Below are 18978 nucleotides of genomic sequence, written 5' to 3'. Positions count from 1 at the left end.
AGCGCTCTCAGATGTCTCAGTCCTTCACAACTCGCAGCCAGGAGGCGGATGTTGGAGATCAGTTCCGAACCCGCCCTGGACCTGCGAGCATCTGGAAGTGACCATCATGTGTTGGGCCACTGGGGGAGAGACGACCGGATGAGAGAGCTGTTGCCCACCGACCCCCGGGAGGTCGGTCCGTACCGCCTGCTGGCGCGGCTGGGAGCCGGTGGGATGGGCGAGGTGTTCCTCGGACGTTCCCCCGGCGGGCGGACCGTCGCGGTGAAGGTGGTGCGGCAGGGGCTCGCGGAGGACACGCAGTTCCGGCTGCGCTTCGCCCGGGAGGTGGAGGCGGCCCGGCGCGTCGGCGGCTTCTACACCGCGCAGGTGGTGGACGCGGACACCGAGGCCGCACCGCCGTGGCTGGTCACGTCCTACATCCCCGGCCCGTCGCTGCGCGAGGCGGTCGTCGAGTGCGGCCCCTTCCCCGGCGAGGCGGTCGCGGCGCTCGGCGCGGGCCTTGCCGAAGGGCTGAAGGCCATCCACGCGTGCGCAGTGGTGCACCGCGACCTCAAGCCCGGAAACGTGATCCTCGCCGACGACGGGCCGCGCGTCATCGACTTCGGCATCGCCCGCGCCCTGGACGCCACCTCCCAGCTCACCCGGACGGGCGCGATCGGCACCCCCGCCTACATGTCGCCCGAACAGATCCGGGGCCAGGAGGCGGGGCCGGCGAGCGACGTCTTCTGCCTGGCCGCCGTGCTGGCGTACACCGCCACCGGCAAGGGTCCGTTCGGGGACGGCCCCACCGAGGCCCTGATCTACCGGGTCGTGCACGACGAGCCCGATCTCTCGCGCCTCCCGGCCGACCTCGCCCCGATCGTCGCGGCGGGGCTCGCCAAGGCGCCCGACGACCGACCCGGCATCGACGAATTCCTCAGCCGGTGCGCCGCGCTCGCCGGACCCGACGGCCTCCGGCTCCCGGACGGCGTGACCGAGCTGATCAACGAGCAGACGGCACGGACCAAGGCACTGACCGCTCCGGCGGTCCCACGGCCGCCGAAACCCTCGGAGCCACCGCAGCCACCGCAGCCCCTGCCCCCGTCCCCGGAGCCGACGACCGAACCCGCCGAGCAGGCCGCCGCCCAGGCCGGCGCGCCCCGGCCCGCCCAGCACGTCCGGGCCACCGGGCAGAAGACCGCGATCGGGTACACACCCGTGGCTCTGCCCTGGCTGCCGGGAAGGACGGCCGGGGCGCGGAGGGCGAGGATCGTCCGCTGGCACAAGCAGGTGGGCGACGAGATAGCCGTGGACGAGCCGCTGATCGACGTCTCGTCCGTCCGGGGCGAGACCGTGATCACCTCCCCGGCCGACGGCACGCTCCTGGCCGTGTACCGCGGCGACGGCGCGTCGGCCCGCATCGGTTCCGTCGTCGCGGGCATCGGCACACCGGGGGCGAAGGTCCCGCGCGTGCGCCGGTTCCGCGTGGGCCGGGTCGCCCTGATGTCCTTCGGCTGCCTCGTCGCAGCGGCCCTCGTCGTCGTCATCGGGCTGCTCGGTGCGCAGGGCTCGCTCTTCAGCGGTGACATCCGCGAGGTGCGCCAGGGCGACTGTGTCGCCCAGGAGTACCCCGAGGGGAACAGGAACGCGGACTGGATCACGAAGCCGTGCGTCTTCATGGAGATCCGCGCGTTCCTGAACGACGGCAACGAGTCCAAGACCTATTCGAAGGTCCTCCACCGCGATCCGCCCGACGGGTGTTCCAGGGCCGTGGAGGGATGGTCCGGGACCGACGACTACGAGGCGGAGGTCGGAGACACGGTGCTGTGCCTGGAGCTGCTCTGACCGGCGGCCCGGTTGGTGTTTCGCGCCCGGGAAGCACGATGCCCCGCCGGGGCCGGCCCGAGGGGCGGCGGGGCGGGGCAGGGGTGGTTCCGGGGTTCTCAGACCGTGGCGTTCAGGAAGGCGGTCCAGGCGGCGGGGGGAACGGTGAGGACGGGACCGTCGGTCACCTTGGAGTCGCGGATGTGGACGGCGGCGGGGTGGGCGGCCACCTCCACGCAGGCGCCGCCCTGGTCGCTGCTGTAGCTCGACTTGCGCCAGTCGTAGGCGACTTCGAGGCAGGCGCCGCCCTGGCTGCCGCTGTAACTGGATTTGAACCAGGCGAGGGTGGCGGTGCGGGGGGCCGGATGTGCTGCGCGGGTCATGTCTCTCCAAGCAGTTCGTCCAGTAGGCGTGCACTCGCCTCGACGGAAAGTGCCTGCGAACGCAGCATCCCACATTTCTGCTGGAGCACGCTGACGTCGTCTGGATCTTGATGCAGGTAGCTGGTCAGTTGGCCTTCCACATATGCGAGGTGGTCGTGCTCTGGGGTCTCCAGCAGCACCATCGGCCCGTCGAGTGCTGCGTGCTTCGGCAGTTTCATCGGCATGATCTGGAGTCCCAGGAAAGGGAGTTCCATGCACTGACGCAGATGCCGGATCTGGTTCCGCAGTACGGCGGGGTCGCCGATCTCGCTGCGCAGAATGCTCTCCTCCAGCAGGAAGTGGAGCATGGGGCGGGGCTTGCGGCTGAGCAGCTTCTGTCGGTCGAGCCGGTCCGCCACCCATTCCTCCAGCTCGTCCTCTTCGAGGGGTGGGTAGAGGCAGGAGAAGACAAGCCGGGCGTACTCCTCGGTCTGGAGCAATCCCGGCACCACCTGGTTCTCGTACCAGAGCAGTGTCACTGCGTTCTGCTCGTACTCCACGAAGTCCTGGACGAACGCCGGGAACCGCTCCTTCATCGGCACCTTCTCCACCGCGACCCGCAACGCCCCCTTCGTGTCCAGCAGTTCGTCGAGCAGGATCGCGAGGTCCAACTGGAGTGTCCTGCGGCCCTGTTCGATCGACGCGATCGTGTCCTCTCCCACGGAGCACCGGTCGGCCAGCTCCACCTGTGTCATTCGCGCAGCCTTGCGGAACATCGCCAACTGCGCACCGATCAGGTGCCAGGACGTGATCCGCTTGCTCTTCTTCTTTGCCGGTTGCATGAGCTGCCTCTCCCCGTTGCGAACCCCGGATGACACGTCAGGAGCCGTACAAACGCGTTGTACGACCCCACACGGTGCTCAACGCTAGTGACTTTGTGTGACGTTGGCTGCGTGAACGAAACAACTCAACTCTCCTGCTTCCGTGAGGTGTTCCACCGTCGGGAACGCCGTGCCGTGCCGCTCGTACGGCAGTTCGTGCATGCGGCCCTCGTCGACTGGGCGTGCGACGTCCGGTCCGACGACGTGTTGCTCTGCGTGAGCGAACTCGCCACCAACGCCGTGCTGCACGGCGTCCCGCCCGGCCGTGGGTTTCGTGTGCGCCTCCACTGGGAGCAGGGCGACGGTGTCCTGCGCATCGAGGTTCACGACAGTGGTGACGGGGAGGTCCGCCCCCGTGATTCCGGAGCGGCGCCCGACGAGGAGGAGCGGGGGCGCGGGCTGTTGCTGGTTGCGGCGCTCGCCGACAAGTGGGGAGTGGGGGAGCGGAACCCGGGCAAGGTGGTGTGGTGCGAGTTCGGGGTACGGGTTCGGGTCCGCGCGTAGGGGAGGCAGGCGGGGGTGCATATGTGATCGAAGTGTCAGGTATCCCCCCTGCTGCATTCGGGGCGTCAGATCCGCTCGGCGGGTGAGACACAAGGTCGGTGCGGTCTACCGGTTCCGGCGGTGGGTGGGATACCCCTGGAGCGGCGGCCCCCCACCGGGCCGTTCCCGTGAACGCGAAGTGGAAGGAACCCTGCCATGGACAGCTGGTACGTGGACGACCGCTGCACCAACTGCGACGTCGCCCGGCAGTTCGCGCCCGAGCTGATCGGCGAGGAGGACGGGACGTCGCGCATCCTGCGGCAGCCGGACGACGATGCGGAGAACCGGCGCTTACACGCCGCCGTCTTCGCCTGCCACACTCGCTCGATCCGCCCCGCGTCCGGGCGGCCCGACCCGGCGCTCGACCCGTTCCCGATGGCGCTGGACGACGGCGTGCTGATCTGCGGGCACAACTCCACGCACACCGCCGGTGCCAACTCCTACCTGCTGCGGCGGCCCTCCGGCACGGTCATGATGATCGACACCCCGCGCTGGAGCCCCGAACTCGCCGGGCGGTACGTGGCGGCCACGGGGCCCGTCACCGACGTACTGCTCACCCATCGCGACCACGCCGCGCACGGCCGCCGCTACGCCGACCACTTCGGCGCCCGGCTGTGGATCCACGAGGGCGACCTCGACGCGGCGCCGGACGCGGACCGGGTGATCCGGGGCCTCGACCCCGTGGAGGTCGGCGAGGGCGTCACCGTCCACCCGCTGCCCGGCCACACCCGGGGCAGCGTGCTCTACCTCGCGGACGACCGGTACTGCTTCAGCGGCGACAGCTTCTACTGGTCGCGCACGACCGAGGACCTCGAAGTCGCGGAGAGCGTGACCTGGTACTCCATCGAGGAGTTGGCCGCCTCCCTGGCGAGGACGGCGGGGCAACTGCGGTTCGAGTGGGTGCTGCCCGGCCACGGCGACCGGCGGCGCCTGGACGCCGACGAGATGTCCCGGCGACTGCACGCCCTGGCGGAACGCACGGGGCTGCTGAAGCCCCGGCCGATCGACTTCACGGCCCTGCGCTGGTGATTCACGGCCCTGTGCTGGTGATTCACGGCTTTCCGCTGGTGATCCACGGCCTCTGCCGATGGTTCATGGCGAGTCGTCCCACGAACGCGCAGCGTCCACTTGGACTTACGCAACGCGGTTGTTGGACTGGAGCGTCCCGAGTCGTCGCAGGTCGTTGACGGTGTCCGGTCACGGGCACTACGCAGAGCACATGTCGCCAAGATTCACTTCGGCGGGCGCCGTCGCCGCCGCATCAGCCGCCGTGCTGGCGCTGGTGGGGACCGCGCTCCCCGCCACCGCCGCAGCTCCTCCGTCCGCAACAGCCGGGCCGGCCGTGCCCGCGGGCGCCACCGTCATCGGCTCCGCACAGCTCTCGGTGGCCGTCGCCGACGACTTCCCGCGCGTCCTGGCGTACACCGACAGGGCCAGCGGCAACCGGCTGTTCGGCAGTACGCAGCCGGTCACCGCCGTGACCCTCAACGGCACCGCGCACCCGGTGAAGCTCAAGGGCGCCCCCGAGATCACCGACTCCGCCGCCCGCTACACGCTGACCTTCACCGACCTGCCCGGTGTCGAGATCGACGCCTCGCTCTCCGTCTCCGGACGCGTCACCACGTTCAAGGTGACGGCCGTGCGCGACACCGAGGCGTTCCGCGTCGGCACCATCGACATCCCCGGCCACGACCTGGTCTCCGTCGGCTCCACGGACACCGGCGCCGCCACCGCCTTCACCCGGCTGGACAACGACTCGACGAAGACCGCCGACGTCTTCGGCAAAGTCACCGCGGACACCGCCGCCGACAAGGCGCCGGTCGGTGCCTCGTACGCGCTTCTCAACACCGGTTCGCTCGCCGCGGCCGTCGAGTCCAACTCCTCGTACGACAAGCCGTCCGGCGCCACCAATGGCGACGACGCCCGGTTCTGGCACCAGGCCCGCACCGCGGACGACGGCAGCGTCCGGGTCGGCGTCTGGTCCGGCCAGTGGACCTACCGCGGTGCCGGCGCGCCGAAGCCGGAGAGCGGCGACGCCCTGCCCTGGGCGAAGGTCGTCGTCACCCCCGACGCCAACGGCGACAAGGTGGTGGACTGGCAGGACGGCGCCGTCGCGTTCCGCACCATCGGGATCGAGGCGCCCGGCGGCAAGGACACCCCGGACCGGGTCGTCACCCACATCCCGTTCAACTTCGCCAGCCAGGCCACCCACCCCTTCCTGCGCACCCTCGACGACGTCAAGCGGATCTCGCTCGCCACCGACGGCCTCGGGCAGCTCGCGCTCCTCAAGGGCTACGCCTCCGAGGGCCACGACTCCGCCCACCCCGACTACGGCGGCAACTACAACGAGCGCGCCGGCGGGCTGAAGGACCTCAACACGCTCCTGAAGGACGGCAAGAAGTGGGGCGCCACCTTCGGCGTCCACGTCAACGCCACCGAGGCGTACCCGGAGGCCGACGCCTTCGACGAGAAGCTCGTCGACAAGACGAAGCCCGGCTGGAACTGGCTCGGCCAGAGCTACTACATCGACCAGCGCCGCGACATCAACAGCGGTGACCTGGCCAAGCGCTTCCAGCAGCTGCGCGACGAGACCGACCGCAACCTGAGCCTCCTCTACATCGACGTCTACTACACGCACGGCTGGATCGCCGACAAGACCCTCCAGACCGTGCGGAACCAGGGCTGGAACGTCGCCACCGAATGGGCCGACAAGTTCGAGCGCGGCTCGCTCTGGTCGCACTGGGCCAACGACCTCGACTACGGCGGCGCCACCAACAAGGGCCTCAACTCGAAGATCATCCGGTTCATCCGCAACAGCGAGAAGGACGTCTGGAACAACGACCCGGTCCTCGGCCAGAGTGCCATCGAGGAGTTCGAGGGCTGGACCGGCGAGACCGACTGGAACGCCTTCCACGACAACATCTGGCAGCGCAACCTGCCCGCCAAGTACCTCCAGCAGCAGAAGATCACCCGCTGGGACGGCAACGACGTCACCCTCACCGGCGGCGTCCGGGGCACCGTCGAGGACGGCAGGCGGACCTTCTACGACCACGGCCGCAAGGTCCTCGACGGCACCGATTACCTGCTGCCCTGGGACGGTGGCAAGAAGCTGTACCACTACAGCAAGTCCGGCGGCACGAGCAGCTGGGAGGTGCCGTCGAACGGCACGTACACGGTCTACCGGCTCACCGACAACGGGCGGGTCGAGGCCGGCACGGTCAAGCCCGTCGACGGGAGGATCACGCTGACCGCCGAGGCCGGGCAGCCGTACGTCCTCTACCCGCAGCAGGCACCGAAGGCCGCCGACCCCCGGTGGGGCGAGGGCACCCCGGTCCACGACCCCGGCTTCAACGACAAGGGGCTCGGGTCCTGGTCGAAGACCGGAACCGTCACCCGTGACACCGACGGTCGGGGTCGCAACAGTGCCGCACTCCCCGCGGGCGCCACGGCCGCGCTCGCCCAGCGCATCGACGGCCTCGTCCCCGGCAAGCGCTACACCGCGTCCGCGCTCATCGAGGTCCAGCCCGGGAAGACCCGGCACACGACCCTCTCGATCGGCGGGAAGTCCGTCGCCGTGGACCGCTCCACCGTCAAGGACCAGGTCGCCGCGTCCGACTGGCACGGCACGTACTTCCAGCGCGCCAAGGTCAACTTCACCGCCCCCGCGGACGGCCGCGCCACCCTGCGCATCGAAGCGGCCGGGAACGGCACGGCGAAGGTCCGGGTCGACGACGTGCGCATCGTCGCCAACGCCCCGAAGACCAGGGCGAACACCGTCGTCCACGAGGACTTCGAGGACGTCGACCAGGGCTGGGGCCCCTTCCTCAAGGGGAACGCGGGCGGCTCCACCGACCCCCGCACCGTCATCACCCGGCGGCACGCCCCGTACACCCAGGCGGGCTGGAACGGAAAGCTCGTCGACGACGTCATCGGCGGCGAGGAGTCCCTCAAGGCCCACGAGGAGAACACCGGACTCGTCTACCGCACCGCCCCGTGGACCGTGCCGATGACCGACGGCCACCGCTACAGGGTCGAGTACGACTACCAGTCCAGCCACGCCGGCGCCTACGAATGGGTCGACGGCTACGACCGGATCACCGCGGACGGCAAGCCCGAATCCGTCGAGACCCGGACCACCGCCGTCGGGCAGCAGCGCACCACCGGCCACTTCACCGAGACCGTCACCGCGGGCTGCGGCGACACCTGGACCGGGCTGCGCAAGCGCGGCGACGCCCCCGACGGCGCCGACTTCGTCCTCGACTCCTTCACCGTGACCGACCTCGGCCCGGCCCCGGCCTCCGAACAGGCCGCCTGCGGCACGCTCGGCATCGACCCGGGCGCCGAGACCCTCGAACCGGGCACGGCCAACACCGTCGAGGCGTCGTTCACCAACTACGAGGCGACCGCGGCCACCGGCGTCGCCCTGAGCCTGACCGTCCCCGAGGGCTGGACGGCCGAGCCGTCGGGCGCCGTCGCCTTCGACTCCGTCGCACCGGGCGCCAGGGCCACCGCCACCTGGCGGGTCACCCCGCCGGTGGACGCCGAGTACCGGACGTACAGCCTGAGTTCCGAGGCGAAGTACACCGTCGGCGCCGCGCACCGCACGCTCGGCGCGCAGACCTCCGTACGGACCCTGCCCCCGCCGCCCACCACCGACAGCTGGGCCGGCGACCTGGACTGGACGGCCGCCGAGAACGGCTGGGGCCCCGTCGAACGGAACCTCTCCAACGGCGAGACCGGCGCCGGTGACGGCACCCCGCTGACCATCGGCGGCACCGTCTACACCAAGGGCCTGGGCACCCACGCCCCGGCGAAGGTCCGCTACTACCTGGGCGGCAAGTGCACCTCGTTCACCGCCCAGGTGGGCGTGGACGACGTGCAGAAGAGCGCCGGCAGCGTGCAGTTCTCCGTCCTGGCCGACGGCACCGAGAAGGTGAAGTCCCCGGTGCTGAAGGCGGCCGACAGCGCCTGGTCGCTCACAGCCGACGTCACCGGCGCCAAGTACGTCGACCTGGTCGTCGGCGACGGCGGCGACGGCAACGGCAACGACCACGCGGACTGGGGCGACGCCCGCTTCCGGTGCGGTAACTGATCCACCATGATGCGGGACGGGCGCCCACCGGCTGCGCGCCCGTCCCGCGTCGTGCATGCAAGGCCATTCCCCCCGACGGCCACTTCCCGACGGCCATCCCTCGGTGGTCGTTCCCCGGCGGCCGTCTCCGACGACATGGAGCCCGCACATGCCGAACCAGCCCGTCTGGTCCCGCCGCACCCTGCTGACCCTCTCCGCCGCCACCGCCCTGGCGGTCACCCTCCCCGGCTCCGCCACGGCCGCCACCACGGGCGCCGACGAGTTCGACACCCTCCGCCACCGCTGGACCGGCATCGCGCTCGGCACCGGCTACGACGCGAACGCCGAACCCTTCGCCTCCCGCCTCGCCGGGACGGGCACGCTCGCCCGAGGGTTCCGGTCGACGATGAGCCCGGCCGCGAACTCGCTGTGGCCCGGCTTCACCTTCGACCCGCCGTCCGGCATCACCCAGAGCTACAGCCGGCTGTGGACGATGACCCAGGCGTACGCGCAGCCCGGCACCGGCTCGACCGGCGACGCCGCCCTCCTCGCCGACATCCTGCGCGGCTGGGACCACCTGGCCGCCACCGCCTACCACGCCTCCGTCACGCCCTACGGCAACTGGTGGGAGTGGCAGATCGGCAGCCCGCGCATCCTCATGGACATCGCGGCCGTGCTGTACGAACAGCTGGGCACGGCCCGCGTCGAGGCCGCCTGCGCCGCCGTCGACCACTTCATCCCCGACGCGGTCCTGCGCGACTACAGCGGCACCTCCACCGGCGCCAACCGGGTGGACCTGTGCCGCTCCGTCGCCCTGCGCGGCGTCCTCGGCCGGGCACCCGCCAAGGTCGCCCTGGCCAGGGACGCCCTGTCGCCCGTCTTCCCCTACGTCACCAAGGGGGACGGCCTGTACGCGGACGGGTCGTTCGTCCAGCACACCACCGTCGCCTACTCCGGCACCTACGGGCAGGTCATGCTCGACGGACTCGGCCGGCTCTTCGCCCTGCTCGCCGGATCGACCTGGGCCGTCACCGACCCGAACCGGCAGATCGTCCTGGACAGCGTCGAGCGCGCCTACGCCCCGCTGGTCTACAACGGCCTGGTCATGGACAGCGTCAACGGCCGGGCCATCAGCCGCGGCCTGCTGAAGAACGACGACCTCCAGGTGATGCGCGGCGACCACTTCCACGGCCAGGGCATCATCGCCGGGATCGCCCTCATCGCCGCGGGCGCCTCACCGGCCGAACGCGACCGGTGGCACGGCATGATCAAGGGCTGGATCGCCCGGGACCGGACCAGCCCCGTCCTCACCGCCCGCCAGTTCCCCGTCGCGGACCTGGCCCGGCTGCACGCCGTGCAGGCCACCGCCGTCCCGGCCGCCCCGGAGCGGGTGGGCCACCACCTCTTCGCCCAGATGGCCCGCGCCGTCCACCGGCGCCCGGACTGGGCCGCCGGCATCTCCATGGCCTCGGCCCGGATCTCGTACTACGAATGCGGCAACGGCGAGAACCCGCGCGGCTGGCACACCGGCGCCGGAATGCTCTACTGGTGGCCGGGCGCCGACCACAACGACCAGTACACCGACTGGTTCTGGCCCACCGTCGACCCCTACCGGCTGCCCGGCACGACCGTCTCGACCAAGCGGCTCGCCGACCGGGCGGGCGGCGAATGGGGCGCGGCCAAGCCCGCGGCGAACTGGGTCGGCGGCGCCACCGACGGCGAGTACGGCGCGGTCGGCCAGCACCTCAAGGGCCTCGGCTCCACCCTGGAGGCCCGCAAGTCGTGGTTCTGCGCCGCCGACACCGTCATCTGCCTCGGCGCGGGCATCACCGCCACCGACGGGGTGCCCGTCGAGACGATCGTCGACAACCGCATGCTCGGCGAGCACGGCACCGAACCGCTCACCGTCGACAGCCGCACCCGACCCCGCTGGGCCCACCTGGAGGGCCACGGCGGCTGGGTCCTGCCCGGCGGGGCGGACCTGCGGACCCTGCGCGAGGACCGCACCGGCGCCTGGTCCGACATCAACACCACCAGCTCCACCGAGCGCCGCACCCGCCGCTACCAGACCCTCTGGCTCGACCACGGCACCGACCCGGCCGCCGCCGACCACGTCTACCTGCTGATGCCCGGCGCCTCCCGCCGCGCCGTCGCCGACCGCGCCGCCGACGAGGGATGGCTGACCGTGCTCGCCAACACCGCCACCGCCCAGGCGGTCGAGGTGCGCGCGCTGGGGCTGACCGCCGCCAACTTCTGGCGGGCGGGCACGGCCGGACCGCTCTCCGCCACGGCCCCGGCGAGCGTGCTCGTCCGGCAGCGGCAGGGCACGACGACGCTGTGCGTGAGCGGACCGGACCGCAGCGGCACCCCGGTGGAGGTGGTGTGGGACCGGCCGGTGCGGCAGGTCGTCTCCGCGGACCCGGGGATCGAGGTGCGCGCCACCGGCCGGCGCCTGGTGCTCCGGGTCGACCCGGGCACCGCGGGCGTCACCCTTCGGTGTGACGTCCGGTAGACACCGGGTGACCGGAGTGGGTCCGAGTACTGGGAACGGTGCCTGTCGCACGCGTATTCTCGTGCGGTATGGGGGAGTTGAGAGCGGACTGGCGGCTGCGGCTGCGGCGCGGCGCCCCGGACGGGCCCGTCTGCGGTGCCGGTGTGCTGCTCACCCAGGACCGGGCCCTCACCTGCGCGCACGTCGTGAAGGATCCGGACGCCCGGATGTGGGTGGAGTTCGCGGAGAACCCCGGCATCGCCCCGGTCGGGGCGCGCGTCGCCGAGGGCGGCTGGCTGCCCGGCCTCGGCGCGACCCGCGAGGACATCGCCGTGCTCGCCCTGGACAGCCCGCGCCCGCACGCCACCCCCGCCTCCCTCGACCGGAGCCTGGAACGCGGCCGTGAGGTGTGGATCGGCGGATACGCGCGGGCCTTCGCCGACGGCATGTGGCTGACCGGGCGGATCGGCGGGGTCCACGGGGCGTGGGTCCAGCTCGACGCCGGGCGCAACGAACAGGTGGTGCGCCCGGGGTTCAGCGGGGCCGCCGTGCAGGTGCGCGGCGGCCCCGGCGGGCCGCCCGAACGGGTGGTCGGCATGGTCGTCAGCTGGCGCGGCGACCGCGACCTGGCGCTGCCCGTCGACAACGACCTGGCGTTCTCGTACATGGTCCCGATCGACAAGATCGCCGAACTCGTGCCCCTGGTAGCCGAGTTGAGCGGACCGGACGGCTGGGACCACGGGCTGGCGCGGCGGCTGCGGAGATGGTTCGCCGGAGGTGACGAGCCCGAGGTACGGCTCAGCGTCGTCCCGCACGGCGGCGGACGCGACCGCACCCTGCGCCACCAGCTGCACCGCGCCCACCTCGTCTACCGGGGCGGGCGCACCACCCCCGAGGACTTCGTCGACGAACTGGTGACCCGGCTCCGCCCGCCCCGCCACCGGGCCGCCGCGTACCGCGACTGGCTCCTCACGGGCGGCACCCCGCCGGAACGGCCGCCCGGAGCGGGAGCCGGGGGAGCGAGCCCCACCCTCGCCGTGATCGGACTCGACGAGGACCGGCAGCCGCACCGGCTGGTCCCGCTGCTCGTACGGGTACGGGCGCTCGGCTTCCGGGTCCTCGTCGTCGTCCGGGAGAGCGGGGGCGCCGGGGTGACCGAGGTCGCGCGGCACCTGCTGCTGCCCGCCCTGGAGGAACGGGCCGATCTGCTGATCCGCCGCGCCGAGGACATCGAGAGGGAATGGGCCGCGCTGAACGGCCTGGTGGAATCGGCCTCCATGGCCCCCCTGCCGCGGACGGACGCGGCCCGCCACCGCCGCCGACTGGCCGCCCTGCGCACCGTCGAGGACCCGCACCAGCGGCTCGCCGCCCTGCGCGCCCTGCTGCGCGAACTCCGGGCGGACCCGGAACGGCACGGGCGGCACGGCGGGACGGACCTGCCGGCACCGCGCGACGAGCAGGGCCGGGCGGAGCGCCGATGAGAATCCCCTGCCCGCACCGCCGCTTCACCGGAGGCCCGTGCGACGGCGCCGTACAGACCACCGGCCACTGCGACACCTGCGGACGCGCCGAGGACGGCCCGGGACTCCCGCCCCTGCCCGCCGACCCCGCCGCGTGCGGCCCCAGGGGCCTGCTGGAACTGCCCCGGCTCCGCCCGAACACCCCCGAGCGGCGCCTGGGCGCCGCCGTCACCCGGGCCCGCATCCGGATGAGCTGCTCGGCCAAGTCCTGCGCCACCTATTTCATCCCCCCGTACACCGCCGCCCCGCCTCCCGACGAGGGCCACTGCCCCCGGTGCGGCGCCCCCTACTCCTACCGCCCCGAACTCACCGGCGACGGACCGCTGCTCCAGGACCAGTACCGCATCCTCGGCCCCATCGCCCACGGCGGCCAGGGCTGGGTCTACCTGGCCCGCGACACCCACCTCGAAGACCTCGTCGCGGTGAAGGGCCTGCTCAACAGGTACGCGGAACGGGGCGCCGCACAGGCCGGCGAGGAACGCCGCAGCCTGGTCGCCATCCGGCACGAACGCATCGTCCAGATCCGGGACTTCGTCAGCACCAGCAGCGAGGACGGCACGGTGTCCGGCGGCTACATCGTGATGCAGGACGTCGGCGACCGCACCCTCTCCGCGGTCGTCGAGGCGACCCGGCAGGGCACCTTCGTCCTCGACATCGAACACGTCGTCACCTACGGCTGCCAGATCCTCGAAGCCCTCGCCCACCTGCACGGCATGGGATTCCTGTACGGGGACATGAAGCCGTCCAACGTCGTCCACCAGCACGACGGCATCAAGGTCATCGACCTCGGCGGGGTCCGGGCGAGCGGCTCCACCGAACCGCCGCCCGTCATCACCCCCCGCTACGCCGCGCCCGAGATGGTCAGCGGCAGCCCGCTGACCGTCGCCCACGACATCCACACCGTCGGCGCGACCCTGGCCGAACTGGCCGGCTGGGCCGTCGGCGACGACGTGCCCGGCCTCGGCACCAGCTCCTTCCGGCTGGTGGTGGAGCGGGCCACCGACCCGGACCCGGAACGCCGGTTCGCCGACGCCGACGAGATGGCGGGCCAACTGCGCGGAGTGCTGCGCGAGATCAGGGCGCTGCGCGGAAAACGCGACCGGACCGAACCGTCCGCCCACTTCACCCCGTCCACCGGGCTGCTCGGCGCACGGCTGGGCACCGTGCCCGACTACGCGCACTGGCTGGCCCGCACCCCGCACCGCCGCGACGAGATCCGTGAGGCGCCCGCCCTGGACTCCGGACTTCCCACCCCCGCCGAGATCGCCCGGCGGCTGCCGGTGCCCCGGCCCTACCCCGGCGACCCGGAGGCCGCCCGGTTCCTGGTGAGCAGCTACGACCCCGGACGATTACTGGCCCAGCCCGCCACGGGGGAGCGGTCGGTGGAGATCTGTCTGCACAACGTCCGCCTGCTCCTCGGCAGGGAGGGCGGTGAAGCCCTGGCCGCCGCCCGCGAACAGGTGGCGGCGGCGGACGCCATCCCGGGCCCCGGCCCGGTGCGGCAGTGGCGGCTCAGCTGGCACCGGGGACTCGTCGCCCTGCGCGGCGCACAGGACCCGGACGACCGGCGGCGGCTGCTGGCACAGGCCCTGGACCACTTCACCGCCGTCCACCGCGCCCTGCCCGGCGAGTACGCCGCGAAACTGGCCCTCGCCTACGTCGCGGAACAGCTCGGCCCGGACCGCCCGCCCGGCCCGGCCCCCTCGGCGTACGAACTCTTCCGGGCCGTGCACGCCCGCAACCCCTCCCACGTCGGGGCGGCGCTGGGGCTGGCCCGGCTGGCCCTGGCACGCGGCGACCGGGACGCGGCGACGGCCGTCCTGGACCTGGTGCCCGACGAGTCGCGGGACCACACCGTGGCTCGGATCGCCGCCCTGCGCATCCGGGCGGCCCGGCTCGCCGCCGGGGAACACCCCCTGCCCGGGGTGCGGCGGATCGACGCCGCGCTCGCCGCCGTCCCCCTCCGCGAGGACCGCACCGGCCCGCACCCGCCGTCCGTCGTGACGGGCGACGAACCGGCCCGGCTGCTGCGCACCGAACTGTACGAGTGGAAGCTCGACGCGGTCCGGGCCGCCGGCAACGGCCGGTCCGAGGGGCGTTGGTGGCGCCGTGGGCTGCCCCCGGTGCCGGTGCCCGGCGAGACGGCCGTGCGGGAGGACCTGGCCCGCTGCTACCGCTGGATGGCCCGGCAGTGCAGGGAGAGCGCCGACCACGAGAAGCTCATCGACCTCTCGCACGCCGTCCGCCCGCAGGGACGCTTCTGGCTCTCGCTCAAAAGCCGTATGAATGGGGGTAGTTGACATGGGTCGCAGTGCGGCGCCGACCGGGCTCGGGATCGAGCTGGCCGTCCGGGGCGCGGAGAAGCACCGGCCGGACCGGGACGCCCGGATCGACGCCCACGTGCGGGTCACGGCCGTCGCCACCGGCCCCCGCGACCGCGTCCCCGCCGTCGACATCGCCCTGGTCCTCGCGGTGGACGTCGCGGCCCCGCGCCGTGACGCGGCCGCCGCCGCACTGGCCGCCGCCATGGGCGCCCTGCCCGACGGGATCTCGTACACCGTGCTGGGCGGCGGCGCCTCCCGGTGCTACCCGCTGAGCGGCCGGTGGGCGCTGGCCGGCCCCGCCGACCGCCGCCGCGCCGCCTTCAGCGTCGCCCGGATCGCCGCCGCGGACGGGAGCGGACGGCCCACCGGATACGCCACCTGGCTTGCCGCCGCACGCGAACTGTTCGCCGAACGCGCCCTGCCCGTACGCCATCTGATCCTCGTCACCGACGGCAGCAGCCGCGGCGACGGGGACGACGCCGCCCGCCCGGACAGCGCGCTGAACCTCGAACTCGCCCGCTGCGAGGACACGTTCACCGCCGATGTCGTCGCCCCCGGCACCGACTGGGACCCCGCCCCGCTGCTCGCCGTCGCGGAAGGGCTGCACGGCACCGCCACCGGCTCGCCCGACGCCTTCGCCCCCGCCGTCACCGCGGCCCTCGACCGGCTGCGCCGGGTCCGCAGCCCCGAACTGCCCATCGAGGTGACCGTGCGCCCGGTGGTCCGGGAGGTGACCCTGACCGAGACCGCCCCCCACCAGCAACGGCTGGAACCGGTCCCGGCCGGGGACGGGCCGCGCCGGCTGGAGTTCCGCACCCACCGCTGGGAACCGGAGTCCCGCGACTACCTCCTGGGCCTGCGGGCCGACGCGAGCAACGACCCGCTGGACGTCCCCCTCCAGCTCGCCACCGTCTCCGTCGGCGGCGTCATCGAACCGGTCGTGGTCCGCTGGCTGCCGTCCGGCACCGCCGCCACCGCGGGTCTCCCCGACGTCGCGGACCGGACCGTCCACACCATGAACGTCTCCACCCAGATGCGCACCGCCCTCCACCACGGCTACGCCGCCCTCGACCTGGAACGCCGCGAACGGGCCGAGGCACAGCTCGGGCTCGCGGTCCGGCTCGCCACCGAGATCGCCGCCGACTGGGTCCTGGACGAGGTCCGCCGGGTCGCCCGCATCGTGGACGGCCCGCAGGGGCACGTACGGATCGGGCCGACCGTCGACCCCGGCACCGTCCGCCAGGGACTGCTCAGCATCGCCTCCGGGCACCCCGTGCGACTGCCCGGCGCCCCGGACGCACCGGCGGGCCGCTGCCCGCACTGCGACCACCCGGCCGGAGCGTCGGCCCTGTTCTGCATCGCCTGCGGGAGGCGGCTGTGAACCCCCGGACCGTCGTGGGCACTTCGACCCCCGGGAGGAACCGGACCGTCGTGAACCCCCGGACCGTCCCCTCGGGCGGCGCCCCCTACCGCTCCCGGACCCGCCGTCTGCTGGAGCGGCACCGCGCCGCGCTGCTGCTGGTCGCCCTGGTCTCGATGGGCGCCCTGCTCCTCCCGTACCGCGAGGTGCAGTCCGCGACGGGCGAGATGCGCACCCGCGGCGCCCCCGCCGTACAGGGCGTGGCCGCCACCCAACTCGCCCTGCTGCGCGCCCACAAGGAGGCGGAGGACTCCGTGGCGGGCGGCATCGCCGACGTGGTCGGCGCCGGAGCCCGGTACGAGACCCAACTGTCCGCCGCCGACCAGGGGCTGACCCGGCTCGCCGACGTACAGATCGACGGGGACCGGGGCCGCGTGGCGCTGGAGACCGTGAACGGCGTGCTCACCTCCTACAGCGCCTCCATCACCCCCGGCGCCGTGAAGTACGTGTCGGACGAGCCGATGCAGAAGGAGAAGTTCGCCGAGGCCACCACCCTCCTCACCCGCGAGGGCACCGGAGTGGTGCCGCGTCTGGACGTCCTCCAGGGGCACCAGATGGAACGGATCGACGGGCTCAGCTCGGCCGGCCCCCTCCAGCGGGCCGGCTGGGCGGTGGCCGAACTCGGCCTGCTGGCCATGGCCCTGATCACCCTCTCCGCGCTGTGGGTGCTGCGCACCCGCTGCGGACACAGCCTCGACCTCTGCCTGCTGGTCTCGCTGGCGGCCACCCTCTTCCTGGCCGTGGCCCCGCTGACCGCGACCGCCGTCACCCTGGACCGGCTGGACGCGGCCCGCGACGGACTGGCCCGGATCGAACGGCAGGCCCACGACCACGCCGACCTGGCCCGGTCCCAGCAGGCCGTCACCGACGAGTCGACCCGGGTGCGCGCCGGACTGGCCGCCCGGGACTGGCAGAGCGGGATCTACTACGGGGCGCTCGCCGGCGGCGTGGTGATCCTGCTGCTGCCCGCCGTCGGCCTCGGCCGGCACCTCGGCGCCGACTACCGGAGGCCGGGATGACCATCCGTGACACCGACCGCCGGAGGTCGCGATGACCACGCGCCTCCGAGTTGTCCTGTTCGTCCTGTGCCTGGCGCTGACCGCGGCGGGCTGCGGGCTCGCCGTGCCCGGCGGCGACGACGGCCGGCCGAGGGTGGCGATCCTCGGCCCGTGGACCGGCGACCAGGAGCGGCAGTTCAAGGGCGTCCTGGACACCCTCGGCACCCCGTACACCTACCAGGGCACCGCCGCCACCCGGGAAGTCCTGCTCGCCGCGGTGCAGGCGGGGGACCCGCCCGACATCGCGATCCTGCCGGGCATCGGGGACCTCGTCGAGTACGCGGCGGAGCACCGGCTGCGGCCGCTGAGCCGACCGGACGGCGCCGCGGCGTACGGCAGGCCCTGGCAGCCCGAGGCCGAGGGGATGGACGAGGACCTCTGGGTGCCGCTCAAGGCCGACCTCAAGAGCATCGTCTGGTACCGCACGGACCGGCCGCCGCCCTCCCGCCCGGCGCCGCCGGGCTCCTGGTGCATCGGCATGATCGACGACGGGGCGTCCGGCTGGCCCGGCAGTGACTGGATAGAGGACCTGATCCTGCAGACGGCGGGCCCGGTGCTGTACGAGCGGTGGGCGACCGGCGACCTGAAGTGGACGGACGCCCCGGTGGTCAACGCCTGGAGCCTGTGGGCCGGGCTGCTGGCCCAGGACCCGGCCGCCGCCCGCCGGGCCCTGCTCCGGGACCACCGGGGCCCGGTGGGCGGGAACGGCCTGCTCTTCGACGGCGGCTGCGACCTGGAACACCAGGGCTCCTTCGCCCGGTCCTTCTACGGGGACCACCGGGAACGGGCCTCCTTCACGGACTCCGCGCCGCTGCTGCCCGGCGGACCGCGGGCGAAGGGCCGCGAGGTGTCCGCCGACTTCGCCGCGCTCTTCGGCGACTCCGCACGGGCCCGTGAACTGCTCGCCCGGCTCACCTCCCGCGAGGCACAGGAGGAATGGGGCCGCAGGGCCGGGACGTTCTCGCCCGACCCCGACGTGCCCGCCCGGAGCGGTACGGTCGAGAAGCGGATCAGCAGCCGCCTCGCCGACCACCGGGTGCCGCTCTGCCTGGACGCCTCCGACGTGATGCCCGCCGCGGTCCGGGACGCGTTCTACGAGGCGGTGCTGCTCACCATGGCCCACCCCGACGAGCCGGTGCGGGACCGGCTGGACGACGTCCAACGGGTCCAGGACGCCCAGCCGCGCCGTGTCCCGAGACTGACGGGGGTGTGCAGCAGACCACGGTGAGACTTTGTCGGACCCGCACAAAGACTTACCCGTACTCGCTGGTACTTCGCCTGCACGTCGCTCTGCTTATGTCAGGCTCCACCAGGAAACGGGTCAGGAGACTGTACGGAGTCAACGGCAGGGTTTACTTGTCCCGCTTCGTAGGGTCGGTACATGACCGTTGTGGACGAAATCCCGGGCGAGCCGACCGACACCCGTGGCCGGGTGGCCGAGCTGCTGGCGCTGCGTGAGCAGGCCCGTCGTGGACCGAGTGACCGGGCGACCGGGGCGCAGCATG

The 18978-nt window shown here is 72.9% G+C and carries 12 protein-coding genes; 10 read left to right on the top strand and 2 right to left on the bottom strand.

The features are described 5' to 3' along the window. The first annotated feature begins 138 nt into the window (after nucleotides 1–138). Entirely contained in the window at nucleotides 139–1824 is a 1686-nt protein-coding gene (locus ACWCXX_RS22645; RefSeq protein WP_451129922.1) for a protein kinase domain-containing protein, read from the top strand. Between the two features lie 98 nt (nucleotides 1825–1922). On the opposite strand, the gene ACWCXX_RS22640 is transcribed toward ACWCXX_RS22645, so the two are convergent. Together ACWCXX_RS22640 and ACWCXX_RS22635 are read right to left on the bottom strand one after the other, a co-directional pair. After that, on the bottom strand, nucleotides 1923–2186 hold the full coding sequence (locus ACWCXX_RS22640; RefSeq protein WP_451129920.1) for a DUF397 domain-containing protein: 264 nt from the start codon (nucleotides 2184–2186) through the stop codon (nucleotides 1923–1925). After that, nucleotides 2183–3007: a helix-turn-helix domain-containing protein gene (locus tag ACWCXX_RS22635; RefSeq protein ID WP_451129918.1), complete on the bottom strand. Its 825-nt coding sequence runs from the start codon at nucleotides 3005–3007 to the stop codon at nucleotides 2183–2185. Before ACWCXX_RS22635 ends, ACWCXX_RS22640 begins: the two co-directional genes overlap by 4 nt. A 111-nt stretch (nucleotides 3008–3118) precedes the next feature. Between ACWCXX_RS22635 and ACWCXX_RS22630 the strand changes: the two genes are divergently transcribed. The 9 genes from ACWCXX_RS22630 (at nucleotide 3119) to ACWCXX_RS22590 (ending at nucleotide 18701) form a co-directional block, all read left to right on the top strand. Further along, complete coding sequence (locus ACWCXX_RS22630; RefSeq protein WP_451129916.1) at nucleotides 3119–3550, top strand: ATP-binding protein; 432 nt, start codon at nucleotides 3119–3121, stop codon at nucleotides 3548–3550. A gap of 195 nt (nucleotides 3551–3745) precedes the next feature. Beyond that, nucleotides 3746–4618, top strand: a complete 873-nt coding sequence (locus ACWCXX_RS22625; RefSeq protein WP_451129914.1) for an MBL fold metallo-hydrolase — start codon at nucleotides 3746–3748, stop codon at nucleotides 4616–4618. A gap of 190 nt (nucleotides 4619–4808) precedes the next feature. Further along, the gene (locus ACWCXX_RS22620; RefSeq protein ID WP_451129912.1) at nucleotides 4809–8681 is read left to right on the top strand and encodes an endo-alpha-N-acetylgalactosaminidase family protein; all 3873 of its coding nucleotides are present in this window, start codon (nucleotides 4809–4811) and stop codon (nucleotides 8679–8681) included. Between the two features lie 148 nt (nucleotides 8682–8829). Further along, a complete protein-coding gene (locus ACWCXX_RS22615) occupies nucleotides 8830–11172 on the top strand; it encodes a polysaccharide lyase 8 family protein (protein WP_451129910.1) in 2343 nt (780 codons plus the stop codon). 68 nt (nucleotides 11173–11240) lie between these two features. Further along, entirely contained in the window at nucleotides 11241–12632 is a 1392-nt protein-coding gene (locus tag ACWCXX_RS22610) for a S1 family peptidase (protein ID WP_451129908.1), read from the top strand. Further along, complete coding sequence (locus ACWCXX_RS22605) at nucleotides 12629–14971, top strand: tetratricopeptide repeat protein (RefSeq protein ID WP_451129906.1); 2343 nt, start codon at nucleotides 12629–12631, stop codon at nucleotides 14969–14971. The genes ACWCXX_RS22610 and ACWCXX_RS22605 overlap by 4 nt, the downstream gene beginning before the upstream one ends. 1 nt (nucleotide 14972) lies before the next feature. After that, complete coding sequence (locus ACWCXX_RS22600) at nucleotides 14973–16376, top strand: hypothetical protein (protein WP_451129904.1); 1404 nt, start codon at nucleotides 14973–14975, stop codon at nucleotides 16374–16376. A gap of 50 nt (nucleotides 16377–16426) precedes the next feature. Further along, entirely contained in the window at nucleotides 16427–17434 is a 1008-nt protein-coding gene (locus ACWCXX_RS22595; RefSeq protein ID WP_451129902.1) for a hypothetical protein, read from the top strand. Nucleotides 17435–17465: 31 nt separating this feature from the next. Next, nucleotides 17466–18701, top strand: coding sequence for a carbohydrate ABC transporter substrate-binding protein (locus ACWCXX_RS22590; RefSeq protein WP_451129900.1), 1236 nt, complete (start codon nucleotides 17466–17468; stop codon nucleotides 18699–18701). Nucleotides 18702–18978 lie beyond the last annotated feature (277 nt).

This window comes from Streptomyces sp. NPDC001732 (assembly GCF_053596315.1).
This window is presented reverse-complemented; position numbering and strand designations above follow the sequence as displayed.